We start from the raw sequence: 12,121 nt of genomic DNA on the forward strand, positions 1-12,121 counted from the left end.
GCGCGCTAATTCCTGTGTCAGCTTTTGGGGATTCCGGGGCGCGGGGCGGTGCCGCTCCGGGCTGCGGGGGCCGCGGCCCGGTAGCCAAACCTATAATCGTTTGTTCAAGCAAATCAAGCAGTCAGGTCGGTTCGACGCCGTGGTTTCGACGAGAGGGTCGCCATCGCCAGGCCGCCCTCGACAGCAGACGAAATCCAAAGATGAGCCAGCCCACATTCACGGTCGCGGATATTCGCAAGACCTTTCTCGATTTCTTCGCTTCCAAGGGCCACACGGTGGTGGCCTCCAGCTCGCTGGTACCGGGCAACGATCCCACGCTCATGTTCACCAACTCGGGCATGGTGCAGTTCAAGGACGTGTTCCTGGGCGAAGACAAGCGCCCCTACGTTCGTGCCGCCTCGGTCCAGGCGTGCCTGCGCGCCGGTGGCAAGCACAACGACCTGGAGAACGTGGGCTACACCGCGCGCCACCACACCTTCTTCGAGATGCTGGGCAACTGGAGCTTTGGCGACTACTTCAAGCGCGAATCGCTCAAGTGGGCCTTCGAACTGCTGACCGAGGTCTACAAGCTGCCGGCTGAAAAACTCTGGGCCACGGTCTACATCGAGGACGACGAGGCCTACGACATCTGGACCAAGGAAATCGGCCTGCCGCCGGAGCGCGTGGTGCGCATCGGCGACAACAAGGGCGGCCGCTACATGTCCGACAACTTCTGGATGATGGCCGACACGGGCCCGTGCGGCCCGTGCTCCGAAATCTTCTACGACCACGGCCCCGAGATCCCCGGCGGCCCGCCGGGCAGCCCCGATGAAGACGGCGACCGCTACATCGAGATCTGGAACAACGTGTTCATGCAGTTCGACATGCAGCCTGATGGCTCGGTCAAGAAGCTGCCCGCCCCCTGCGTCGACACCGGCATGGGCCTGGAGCGGCTGGCCGCCATCCTGCAGCACGTGCACAGCAACTACGAGATCGACATTTTCGACGCGCTCATCAAGGCCGCGTCGCGCGAAACCGGCGAGAAGGATCTGGGCAACAACTCGCTGCGCGTGATTGCCGACCACATTCGCGCCACATCCTTCCTGGTGGCCGACGGCGTCATTCCGTCGAACGAAGGCCGCGGCTACGTTCAGCGCCGCATCGTGCGCCGCGCCATCCGCCACGGCTACAAGCTGGGCCAGAAGAAGCCGTTCTTCCACAAGCTGGTGCCCGACCTCGTGAAGCTCATGGGTGATGCTTACCCCAAGCTCGTGGCCGATGAAAAACGCATCATCGACACGCTGAAGGCCGAGGAAGAACGCTTCTTCGAAACGCTGGCCAACGGCATGGAAATTCTGGATGCGGCCCTGGCCGGCAATGCCAAGACGCTGCCGGGCGAGGTCGCGTTCAAGCTGCACGACACCTACGGCTTTCCGCTCGACCTGTCGGCCGACGTCTGCCGCGAGCGCGGCGTGAGCGTCGATGAAGCCGGCTTCACCGCCGCCATGGAAAAGCAGAAGGCCGCGGGCCGCGCAGCAGGCAAATTCAAGATGGACCGCAACGTCGAATACGGCGGCGCGGGCAACGTCTTCACGGGCTATGAACACCTCGAAGAAAGTGCCAAGGTCGTGGCGCTTTACTTCGAAGGCGCCGCCGTGCAGGAGCTGAAAGAAGGCCAGCCCGGCATCGTCGTGCTCGACACCACGCCGTTCTATTCGGAGAGCGGCGGCCAGGTGGGCGACCAGGGCGTGCTGGTGGCCGAAGGCGTGCAGTTCGGCGTGGAAGACACGCAGAAGATCAAGGCCGACGTGTTCGGCCACCACGGCACGCAGACGCAGGGCACGCTGAAAGTGGGCGACACCGTCAAGGCCGCGGTCGACACCGCGCGCCGCGACGCCACCATGCGCAACCACTCGGTCACCCACCTGATGCACAAGGCCCTGCGCGAAGTGCTGGGCGGCCACGTGCAGCAGAAGGGCTCGCTGGTCGATGCCGACAAGACGCGCTTCGACTTCGCGCACAACGCACCCGTCACGCATGACCAGATCCTCGAGATCGAAAAGCGCGTGAACGCCGAGATTCTTGCCAACACCGAGACGCACGCCCGCGTGATGGACATGGAGTCGGCCCAGAAGACCGGCGCCATGATGCTGTTCGGCGAAAAGTACGGCGAGAGCGTGCGAGTGCTCGACATCGGCACCAGCCGCGAACTCTGCGGCGGCACCCACGTGGGCCGCACCGGCGACATCGGCCTGTTCAAGATCGTGAGCGAAGGCGGCGTGGCCGCCGGCGTGCGCCGCATCGAAGCCGTCACGGGCGCCAACGCGCTCAGCTACCTGCAAGACCTCGAAGCCACCGTGCAAAGCGTGGCCGCCACGCTCAAGTCGCCGGCCGCCGAGCTGCAGGGTCGGCTCACGCAGGTGCTGGAGCAGGTGAGGGCGCTGGAGCGCGAAGTGGGTTCGCTCAAGGGCAAGCTCGCGTCGTCGAAGGGCGACGAACTCCTGGCGCAGGCCATCGACGTCAACGGCATCAAGGTGCTGGCCGCCAAGCTCGACGGCGCCGACGCGAAGACGCTGCGCGACACCATGGACAAACTCAAGGACAAGCTCAAGACGGCCGTGGTCGTGTTGGCCGCGGTCGACGGCGCCAAGGTGCAGGTGGCTGCGGGCGTCACGAGCGACACGGTGGGCAAGGTCAAGGCGGGCGAGCTGGTCAACTTCGTCGCGCAACAGGTGGGCGGCAAGGGCGGCGGCAAGGCCGACATGGCCATGGCCGGCGGTACCGACCCCGCGGGCGTGCCGGCCGCACTCCGATCGGTGCAAGCCTGGGTGGCGGAACGCACCTGATGGCCGCCACCGAGGTGCTCGGCCACCCTCCCGGCGAAGTGCTGGTGATGGGGGCGGGCACCATCGGTTGCTTCATCGGCGGCAGCCTGGCGGCAGCGGGTGTTCCGGTCACCTTCATCGGCCGGCCGCGTGTGCTGCGCAGCCTTGCGGAGCATGGCCTCGCGCTGAGCGACCTCGAAGGCGGTGCGCATCGCCTGCCGCCTTCCAGCTTGCGGCTGAGCGAGCAGGTGCCGGTGGGCGCCACGCCGGCCTTGGTGCTCCTGTGTGTGAAGAGCGGGGCCACGGCGGAGGCGGCCGCCGAGCTGGCCTTTGCATTGCCCGCGGGCACCACGGTGGTCTCGTTCCAGAACGGCATTTCCAACTGTGCCGCGGCCTCGCAGGCGGGGCCCACGCTCAGCGTACTGCCGGGCATGGTGCCGTACAACGTGGCCGAGATCGGACCGGGTGCCTTTCACCGGGGCACGGCCGGACGGCTGGCCGCCAAGGACGACGCCGCACTGCGGCCCTGGCTGCCGGTCTTCGAGCGCGCGGGCATCCCGCTCGACCTGTACGCCGACCTGCTGCCGGTGCAATGGGGCAAGCTGCTGCTCAATCTCAACAACCCCGTCAACGCGTTGTCTGGCCTGCCGCTGCGCGAAGAACTGCTGCAGCGCGGCTACCGGCGCTGCTTTGCCGCGCTGATCGACGAGGCGCTGGGCGTGCTCGGCCGTGCCGGCATCGCGCCGGCACAGGTGGCCGCGGTGCCGGCGCAGCGCCTGTCCGCGGTGCTGCGGCTGCCCGACTGGCTGTTTCGCATCGTCGCGGCGCGCATGCTGCGCATCGACGCCAAAGCCCGTTCCAGCATGGCGGACGACCTGGCGCTCGGACGCCGCACCGAGATCGATGCGCTCAGCGGCGAAGTCGTGCGGCTTGCGCGAGACCATGACCTGGATGCGCCGCGCAACGCAAGAATGTTCGCGCTGCTCGAAGACTGGCCGCGCGAGCCCAGGCGCTGGACGGCACGGCAATTGCAAGAAGCTCTCGGCCTGTAGCGCGAGGGAACCTGTACCCTCGGGGCCATTGTTGCTTGTGGCTTTCAAGGGGTTGTTCTCATGCAGGTTCTGATCCTGGGCAGCGGTGTCATCGGCACCTCGGTGGCGTACTACCTGGCGCGTGCGGGCCACGACGTGACGGTGCTCGAGCGCCAGCCGGCGCCCGCGCTCGAAACGAGCTTCGGCAATGCGGGCGAGGTGTCGCCCGGCTACTCCGCGCCATGGGCCGGGCCCGGCGTGCCGCTCAAGGCCATCAAGTGGATGCTAATGCAGCACAGCCCGCTGGTGATCAAGCCCATGCTCGATCCGGCCATGTGGCGCTGGGGTCTGTCGATGCTGTGCAACTGCACGCAGGCGCGCTACGAGCTCAACAAGGGCCGAATGGTGCGGCTCGCCGAATACAGCCGCGATTGCCTGAAGGCGCTGCGCGCCGACACCGGCATCCGGTATGACGAACGCGCGCTGGGCACGCTGCAGCTCTTTCGAACCCAGAAGCAGCTCGACGGTATTGCCAAGGACGTCGAAGTGCTCCAGGCCTCCGGTGTGCCCTACCAGGTGCTCGACCGGGAAGGCTGCGTGCAGTACGAGCCCGCGCTCGCGCGGGTGAAGAGCAAGTTCGTCGGCGGCCTGCGCCTGCCCGGCGACGAGACTGGCGATTGCTTCAAGTTCACGCAGGCACTGGCCACGCTGGCCGAGGCGGCCGGCGCCAAGTTCCGCTTCGGCGTGGGCATTCAGGCCATCGAGCACGGTGCCGGCGGCGTCACCGCCGTGAGAACCGATGCCGGCAGCTTCACCGCAGACCGCTACGTGGTGGCGCTGGGCAGCTACTCGCCGGCCATGGTCAAGCCGCTGGGCATCGACCTGCCGGTGTATCCGGTCAAGGGCTTCTCGATCACGGTGCCCATTTCCGATGCCAGCGGCGCGCCTGAATCCACCGTGATGGACGAGACCTTCAAGGTGGCCGTCACGCGGCTTGGCGACCGCATCCGGGTGGGCGGCACGGCGCAGCTCTCGGGCTTCGACCTGGCGCTCGATGCCGGGCGGCGCGACACGCTCGAGCATGTCGTGACCGATCTCTTTCCGAAGGGCGGCGATGTGCGAGAGGCGTCCTTCTGGACCGGCCTGCGTCCCATGACCCCCGACGGCACGCCGGTGATCGGCGCTACGCGCATTCCCAACCTGATGCTGAGCACCGGCCACGGCACGCTCGGCTGGACCATGGCGGCGGGCACCGGCCGCGTGATGGCCGATTTGATCGACGGCAGGCAGCCCGCAATCGACATGGAAGGCCTGACGGTCGCGCGCTACGGCGCGCACTGATCGGGCAGCGCTGCACTCGGGGCCGGGCCCCGAAGTCCGAACGGACGCAAACCGGGAAACCGAGAACCACCGCCAACAGGCGGGAGGCAGGGCTGCGTGCGCCTGCTCTAAGGGTTCATACCTAGATTGACGAAGTTAGTCGTACTCGGTATTCTTCGTCTCGTTCCATTAATAAATCGTCGTTTCATTAGTGAAACATACGATCCAAACCCACGAAGCTCATGAAATCCACCCGCCGCCGCGCTATCGCCGCCGCCGTCGCCCTGGGCTCTGCCTGTGCCGCAGGGTTCGCCTGGGCCAACGGCTACCCGAGCAAGCCCATCACACTGGTCGTCGCCTATCCGGCCGGCGGCGATACCGACGCGCTTGCGCGGCTCTTTGCCGAAAAGCTGGCCGCACGCGTGGGCCAGCCCGTGGTGGTCGACAACCGTCCCGGCGCCAGCGGCATCATCGGCAGCGCCTACGTGTCGAAGGCGCCGCCCGATGGCCATACGCTGCTGCTCGCGCCCAGCACCTTCTCGATCGCGCAGCTGGTGCTCAAGTCGGGCGGCGCCTCGGGCTACGACGTGCTGAACGGCTTCACCCCCATCGTGCAGACCGGCAGCCTGCCGCTCTTCCTGGTGGCGGGCAGCGCCAGCGGCTTGGCAACCCTGAAAGACCTGGTGGGCGCGGCCAAGGGCGGCAAGCCGCTCACCTATGCGAGCCCGGGCAGCGGCTCGCCAATGCACATCCTGGGCGAAATGTTCAATCGCGCCGCGGGCGTGAATCTCGCGCACGTGCCGTACAAGGGCGTGGCGCCGGCGGTCAACGACGTGCTGGGCGGCCATGTGCCTGCCACCTTCATCACGCTGGGCCCGGTGGCGCCGTACTTCGCCAACGGCAAGATGCTGCCGCTGGCGGTCGCGTCGCGCGAGCGTTCTCCGCTCGCACCCAAGGTGCCGACGCTGCTGGAGCTCGGCTACAAGGACGTGGAAGTCACGGCCTGGAACGGCCTCTGGGGTCCGCGCAACCTGCCGCCCGAGATCGTCAAGACGCTCAACGGCCACTTCAACGAAATCCTGAAGATGCCCGACATCGTCTCGCGCATGGCCGTTCTCGGCACCGTGCCGGTGGGTGGCCGCGCCGACGCGCTGGGCAAGATCAACGCCGCGGACTTCGAGCGTTTCGGCAAGGTCATCAAGGAACTCGGCATCCAGGCCGACTGAACGCACGACTGAACGCATATGACCGACCTCAAAGCCGTTCCCGATCCCTCGAGCCTGCAGGCCTTGCTGGCCGAGCTGCCCGCCAATCTGCTGGCGGGCCGCCGCATCCTCGTGACCGGCGGCGCGCGCGGGCTGGGGCTTGCCTTTGCGCAGTGCATCGCCGCGGCGGGCGCGAGCGTGGTGCTGGCCGACATCCTCGGCGAGCCGGCCGAGATTGAAGCCAAGGCGCTGCGCGACGCGGGCCACCAAGCCCATGCCCTGGCGGTCGACCTGTCGGAGCCGGCCTCCATCGATGCCGGCGCCGCCGAGGCGGTCCGCCTGCTCGGCGGGCTCGACGGCCTCGTCAACAACGCGGCCATCACCAACTCGGGCGGACGCGACGCGCACCAACTCGAGATCGACACCTGGGATCGCGTGATGAACGTCAACGTGCGCGGCACCTGGCTCATGAGCCGGGCCTGCCAGCCCGCACTCGCAGCCAGCGGCCGCGGCGCGATCGTCAACCTCGCGTCGGATACCGCGCTGTGGGGCGCACCCAACCTGCTGGCCTATGCGTCGAGCAAAGGCGCCGTCGTTTCCATGACGCGCTCGCTGGCGCGCGAATGGGGCGGCGACAACATCACGGTCAATGCCGTCGCGCCCGGCCTCACGCTGGTCGAGGCTACCGAATACGTGCCGATGGCGCGCCACCAGAAGTACCTCGAAGGCCGGGCCATACCGCGAGAGCAGCAGGCCGCCGACGTCTGCGGCGCCGCGCTGTACCTGCTTTCCGGCCTTGCACGCTTCGTGACCGGCCAGATGCTGGCCGTGAACGGCGGCTTTGCGATGCACTGAAATTTTTCCGACGAATGGAGTGAACACTATGAGCGATTTGTCCGAACAACAGAAGATCACCGATGCCCCCGGCAACAGCCTGGCGCAGCCCGAGGGCAGCAGCCTTGCCGAGTGGATGAACACCCGCATCGCGCGCTACGAAACCCGTAAGTACGACTGGGATGCGCTGAAGTTTCAGGCCGACCTCGACCCCAAGTTCCGCCGCGCGCAGATGCGCTATGTGGGCACCGGCGGCACCGGCGTTGCGAAGGACGTCAACACCGTGCCTGCGGAGCATTTCACCTTCTCGACCATGGTGATTCCGGCCGGGCATGAGGGCCCGCCGCACCTGCACACCGACGTGGAAGAAGTGTTCTTCCTGATCCGCGGCAAGCTCAAGGTCGTGATCGAGAAAGACGGCGAGCGCTTCGAAACCATCATGACCGACCGCGACCTGATCTCGGTGCCGCCCGGCGTGTACCGCGAAGAAATCAACATCGGCGACGAAGACGCGCTGATGTGCGTGATGCTCGGCGCCAGGAAGCCCGTGACGCCGACGTACCCGGCCGATCACCCGCTGGCCCGCATCAAGCGCTGAAGCAAGCCGCCATGAATGACGCCATGAACGATGCCATCGCCACCGACGCGCCAAGCTTGCCCGCTTCCGAGTTGGCATTGCTGGAGACCCGCTTTCCGGCGCGCTCCGTGCCGGTTGGCAACGGTGCCGTGGTGTCGGTGCGCGAGCGCGGCACGGGGCCGGCCGTCGTCTGCTTGCACGGCATCGGCTCCGGCGCGGCTTCGTGGCTCAACGTCGCCTTGCTGCTCTCGCACCGGGCCCGCGTGATCGCGTGGGACGCACCGGGCTACGGTGCCTCGACGCCGCTTGTACCCGCCGCGCCCTCTGCGTTGGACTATGCGCAGCGGCTGCACGCCATGCTCGATGCGCTCGACGTGACGTCCTGCGTGCTGGTGGGGCATTCGCTCGGCGCGCTCGTTGCCGCGTCCGCGGCGCGCAAGGATTCGGCTTTGGCCTCGCGCATCCACCGCCTGGTGCTGATCAGCCCGGCCGCCGGCTACGGCGCACCATCACGCGCGCAGGCCCGCGCCAAGGTGCGTGCCGAACGGCTCGCCACGCTCGACGAACTCGGCATTGCCGGCATGGCCGCCAGGCGCTCGGGACGCCTGGTGTCCGACGGCGCCAGCGAACTCGCGCGCCAGTGGGTGCGCTGGAACATGGCGCGGCTGAACGATGGCGGCTTGCGCCAGGCCGTCGAGCTGCTGTGCAATGCCGACCTGATGGCCGACCTGCCGCCCGCCATGCCGGTGCGCGTGGCCTGCGGCTCGCTCGATGCCGTCACCACGCCCGAAGCCTGCGCCGAAGTCGCGCGCCGGTGCGGCGTGCCGCTCGAACCGATTGCCGACGCCGGACACGCCAGCTACGTGGAGCAGCCGCAAGCCGTGGCCGCACTGCTGCGCGAAGTGCTGGCCGCCTGATAGAAGACACGACAAGACAACCAACGGGAAAAACGAACCACCATGGCCACCAACGACAACGAGACGATGGAAGAAGGCGGCGACCGCTACAACGTGCCGGCGCTCGAGCGCGGCCTGCGCGTGCTCTGCGAGTTCAGCCGCGAGAGCCGCACGCTCTCGGCGCCCGAACTGGCGCGCCGCTTCGACCTGCCGCGCTCGACCGTGTTCCGGCTTCTCACCACGCTGGAGAACATGGGCTTTCTCGAGCGAGCCGAAGGCGGGCGCGACTACCGCCTGGGCCTTGCGGTGCTCCGCCTCGGCTTCGAATACCTGGCTTCGCTGGAACTCACCCAGCTGGGCACGCCGCTACTCAACCGCCTGTGCGACGAGCTGCGCACGCCATGTAACCTGGTGGTGCGCGACGGCCGCTCCATCGTCTATGTGGCCAAGGTGGCGCCGCCCACGCCCTTCGCCAGCTCGGTCACCGTGGGCACGCGCCTGCCGGCCCATGCCACCGTGCTCGGCCGCGTGCTGCTCGAAGACCTCACGCTGCCGCAGCTGCGCGCGCTCTATCCGGAGGACAAGCTCGAGACCTTCTCGCCGAGCACGCCCAAGACCGTGAGCGAACTGTTCGACATGGTCCAGGCCGACCGCAGCCGCGGCTATGTGCTGGGCGAGGGCTTCTTCGAATCGAACATCTCCAGCATCGCGGCGCCGGTGCGCGACCACAGCGGCCACATCGTGGCAGCGCTGGGCGCCACCATCACCTCGGGCCACATCGAAGAGAACCGCATGGACGAGATGGTGCTGCGCGTGCGCAGCACCGCGGAAGAGATCTCGGGCCTGCTGAACTATTCGCCCGCACGCGCCAACAAGGTGGTGCCGCTTCGCAGCGCATGACGGTCATGACGATGCAGGCAGCACCTTCCTTCTTTGCCGCCGATGCGTTGGCGGGCCGCGTGGCCGTGGTCACGGGCGGCTCCTCCGGCATCGGCCTCGCGACCGTCGAACTGCTGCTCGCGAGTGGCGCATCCGTCGCGCTGTGCGGCCGCAACGCCGAGCGGCTCGACGCCGCGGTAGCCGGCCTGCGCGAGAAGCACCCGCACGGCAGGCTGTTCGCGCAGCCCTGCGACGTGCTCGATGCCGGCTCGGTCCGCGCCTTCGCCGCCGCGAGCGAAGCTGCGCTCGGCCCGGCCTCGATGCTCGTGAACAACGCGGGGCAGGGCCGTGTCTCCACCTTCGCCGACACCGACGACGCGGCCTGGACCGAAGAGCTCAACCTGAAGTTCTTCTCCGTCATCAACCCCACGCGCGCCTTCCTGCCGCAGCTCACGGCGCAGCGCACCGTGCTCGGTGATGCCGCGATCGTCTGCGCCAACTCGCTGCTGGCACGCCAGCCCGAGCCGCACATGGTCGCCACCTCGGCCGCGCGCGCCGGTCTCTTGAACCTGGTGCGTTCGATGGCCACAGAGTTCGCGGCGCAGGGCGTGCGCGTCAACGGCATCCTCATCGGCCTGGTCGAGTCGGGCCAATGGCGCCGCCGCTTCGAGGCGCGCGAAGACAAGTCGCTGGACTGGGCCGCCTGGAGCGGCCAGCTCGCGAAGAACAAACACATCCCGCTGGGTCGACTGGGGCTTCCGAGCGAAGCCGCGCGCGCGATCCTTTTCCTGGCTTCACCGCTCGCCTCGTACACGACCGGCAGCCATATCGACATTTCCGGAGGCCTTTCGCGCCATGCATAACCCCATGAACAACAACACAGTCACCGTCGGCGCCGTCGTCGCCGCATTCCTCGAACAGTGCGGCGTCAAGGCAGCCTTCGGTGTCATCTCGATCCACAACATGCCCATCCTCGATGCTTTCGCGCAACGCGGCGCGATCCGCTTCGTGCCGGCGCGCGGCGAGGCCGGTGCGGGCAACATGGCCGACGCCTATGCGCGTTCCACGGCCAGCCTGGGCGTGTGCCTCACCAGCACCGGCCCGGCCGCCGGCAACATCGCAGGCAGCATGGTCGAGGCGCTGACGGCCGGCGCGCCGCTCTTGCACATCACGGGCCAGATCGAGACGCCATATCTCGACAAGGGCATGTCGTACATCCACGAGGCACCCGACCAGCTCACCATGCTCAAGGCGGTGTCGAAGGCGGCCCTGCGGGTGCGCAGCGTGGAGACGGTGCTCGGCACGCTCAAGCGCGCGGTTCAGCTCGCATTGACCGCGCCGACCGGCCCGGTCAGCGTGGAGATCCCGATCGACATTCAGTCGGCGCTCACGACCATGCCGGCCGACCTGTCGCCGCTGCCCATCGAGCGGCCCGTGCCTTCCGCCGCTTCGCTCGACGCGCTGGCCGCTCGGCTGGCAGCTGCCAGGCGCCCGATGCTGTGGGTCGGCGGCGGCGCGCGCCATGCCGGTGCCGCGATAAAGCGCCTGCAGAAGCTCGGCTTCGGCGTGGTCACCACCACGCAAGGCCGCGGCACGGTGCCCGAGGACGACGCCGGCTCGCTTGGCTCCTACAACATCCACAAGCCGGTCGAGGCGCTGTACCAGCGCTGCGACGCGATGCTGGTCGTCGGCTCGCGCCTGCGTGGCAACGAAACGCTCAAGTACGAACTGAAGCTGCCGCGCCCGCTGCTGCGCATCGACGCCGATGCCGCTGCCGAGGGCCGTGGCTACGCCACCGATCTGTTCGTCTGCGGCGATTCCGCGCTGGCCCTCGAAGGCCTGGCCGACCGCCTCGAAGCCGCGAAGTACAGCGCTGACCCGGCGCTGCTCGCCGAGCTGCGCGCCGCGCACGAGCAGGCCGTCGCCTCGCTGTCCGACGGCCTCGGCCCCTACGCCGCGCTCGTGAAAGAACTGCAGGCGGCAGCCGGCCGCAGCTTCAACTGGGTGCGAGACGTCACGGTGTCGAACAGCACCTGGGGCAACCGCGAGCTGCGCATCTTCGAACCCAGCGCGGGCGTGCATGCCACCGGCGGCGGCATCGGGCAGGGCATGCCGATGGCCATCGGCGCGGCCATCGGCGCGGCGGAAACCGGCTCGGGCCGCAAGACCTTCTGCCTGGCCGGCGATGGCGGATTCATCCTGAACCTGGGAGAACTCGCGACGGCCGTTCAGGAAGAGGCCGACATGGTGATCGTGCTGATGAACGACAAGGGCTATGGCGTCATCAAGAACATCCAGGACGCGCAGTACGGCGGCCGCCGCTGCTATGCCGACCTGCACACGCCCGACTACGCAATGCTGTGCGCTTCGCTGGCCCTGCCGCATGCCCGCGTGCAACGCATCGAAGAACTGAAGGCGAAGCTGGGCGAAGCGCTGGCGAAGAAGGGCCCGTTCCTGCTCGAGATCGACATGCTCTCGATCGGCGAATTCAAGAGCGCATTCGCCGGCCCGCCGACCAACACCGTGACCCGGATTCCGGCGCTCGGCAAGGCTGCCGCGTCGGTGGAGTGACCAC

The 12,121-nt window shown here is 67.9% G+C and carries 10 protein-coding genes; all 10 read left to right on the forward strand.

The window, feature by feature from the left end:
* Window positions 1-200: 200 nt before the first annotated feature.
* Complete coding sequence (gene alaS / locus BLR24_RS14465) at window positions 201-2,825, forward strand: alanine--tRNA ligase (protein ID WP_093017956.1); 2,625 nt, start codon at window positions 201-203, stop codon at window positions 2,823-2,825.
* The gene (locus BLR24_RS14470; RefSeq protein WP_093017958.1) at window positions 2,825-3,856 is read left to right on the forward strand and encodes a 2-dehydropantoate 2-reductase; all 1,032 of its coding nucleotides are present in this window, start codon (window positions 2,825-2,827) and stop codon (window positions 3,854-3,856) included. The genes alaS and BLR24_RS14470 overlap by 1 nt, the downstream gene beginning before the upstream one ends.
* A gap of 60 nt (window positions 3,857-3,916) precedes the next feature.
* On the forward strand, window positions 3,917-5,176 hold the full coding sequence (locus BLR24_RS14475; protein ID WP_093017960.1) for a D-amino acid dehydrogenase: 1,260 nt from the start codon (window positions 3,917-3,919) through the stop codon (window positions 5,174-5,176).
* Between the two features lie 221 nt (window positions 5,177-5,397).
* The gene (locus BLR24_RS14480; protein WP_093017962.1) at window positions 5,398-6,381 is read left to right on the forward strand and encodes a Bug family tripartite tricarboxylate transporter substrate binding protein; all 984 of its coding nucleotides are present in this window, start codon (window positions 5,398-5,400) and stop codon (window positions 6,379-6,381) included.
* Window positions 6,382-6,399: 18 nt separating this feature from the next.
* Window positions 6,400-7,215 carry an SDR family oxidoreductase gene (locus BLR24_RS14485; RefSeq protein WP_093017964.1) on the forward strand — a complete coding sequence of 272 codons (816 nt, stop codon included), beginning with the start codon at window positions 6,400-6,402 and terminating at the stop codon, window positions 7,213-7,215.
* A gap of 28 nt (window positions 7,216-7,243) precedes the next feature.
* Window positions 7,244-7,792, forward strand: coding sequence for a cupin domain-containing protein (locus BLR24_RS14490; RefSeq protein WP_093017966.1), 549 nt, complete (start codon window positions 7,244-7,246; stop codon window positions 7,790-7,792).
* Between the two features lie 23 nt (window positions 7,793-7,815).
* A complete protein-coding gene (locus tag BLR24_RS14495; RefSeq protein WP_093018248.1) occupies window positions 7,816-8,688 on the forward strand; it encodes an alpha/beta fold hydrolase in 873 nt (290 codons plus the stop codon).
* 42 nt (window positions 8,689-8,730) lie between these two features.
* A complete protein-coding gene (locus BLR24_RS14500; protein ID WP_093017968.1) occupies window positions 8,731-9,567 on the forward strand; it encodes an IclR family transcriptional regulator in 837 nt (278 codons plus the stop codon).
* Window positions 9,568-9,572: 5 nt separating this feature from the next.
* Window positions 9,573-10,409 (forward strand): SDR family oxidoreductase, encoded by an 837-nt coding sequence (locus BLR24_RS14505; RefSeq protein ID WP_217636322.1) that lies wholly within the window; start codon window positions 9,573-9,575, stop codon window positions 10,407-10,409.
* Entirely contained in the window at window positions 10,402-12,117 is a 1,716-nt protein-coding gene (locus tag BLR24_RS14510; protein ID WP_093017970.1) for a thiamine pyrophosphate-binding protein, read from the forward strand. Before BLR24_RS14505 ends, BLR24_RS14510 begins: the two co-directional genes overlap by 8 nt.
* Window positions 12,118-12,121: the final 4 nt, after the last annotated feature.

The organism is Variovorax sp. OV700, assembly GCF_900099805.1.
Taxonomy (GTDB): domain Bacteria; phylum Pseudomonadota; class Gammaproteobacteria; order Burkholderiales; family Burkholderiaceae_C; genus Variovorax.

What these genes read in the sequence shown, in the direction of transcription:
- alaS (WP_093017956.1), top strand. Translation starts at nt 201, where the DNA reads ATGAGCCAGCCCACATTCACGGTCGCGGATATTCGCAAGACCTTTCTC.
- BLR24_RS14470 (WP_093017958.1), top strand. Translation starts at nt 2,825, where the DNA reads ATGGCCGCCACCGAGGTGCTCGGCCACCCTCCCGGCGAAGTGCTGGTG.
- BLR24_RS14475 (WP_093017960.1), top strand. Translation starts at nt 3,917, where the DNA reads ATGCAGGTTCTGATCCTGGGCAGCGGTGTCATCGGCACCTCGGTGGCG.
- BLR24_RS14480 (WP_093017962.1), top strand. Translation starts at nt 5,398, where the DNA reads ATGAAATCCACCCGCCGCCGCGCTATCGCCGCCGCCGTCGCCCTGGGC.
- BLR24_RS14485 (WP_093017964.1), top strand. Translation starts at nt 6,400, where the DNA reads ATGACCGACCTCAAAGCCGTTCCCGATCCCTCGAGCCTGCAGGCCTTG.
- BLR24_RS14490 (WP_093017966.1), top strand. Translation starts at nt 7,244, where the DNA reads ATGAGCGATTTGTCCGAACAACAGAAGATCACCGATGCCCCCGGCAAC.
- BLR24_RS14495 (WP_093018248.1), top strand. Translation starts at nt 7,816, where the DNA reads ATGAACGATGCCATCGCCACCGACGCGCCAAGCTTGCCCGCTTCCGAG.
- BLR24_RS14500 (WP_093017968.1), top strand. Translation starts at nt 8,731, where the DNA reads ATGGCCACCAACGACAACGAGACGATGGAAGAAGGCGGCGACCGCTAC.
- BLR24_RS14505 (WP_217636322.1), top strand. Translation starts at nt 9,573, where the DNA reads ATGACGATGCAGGCAGCACCTTCCTTCTTTGCCGCCGATGCGTTGGCG.
- BLR24_RS14510 (WP_093017970.1), top strand. Translation starts at nt 10,402, where the DNA reads ATGCATAACCCCATGAACAACAACACAGTCACCGTCGGCGCCGTCGTC.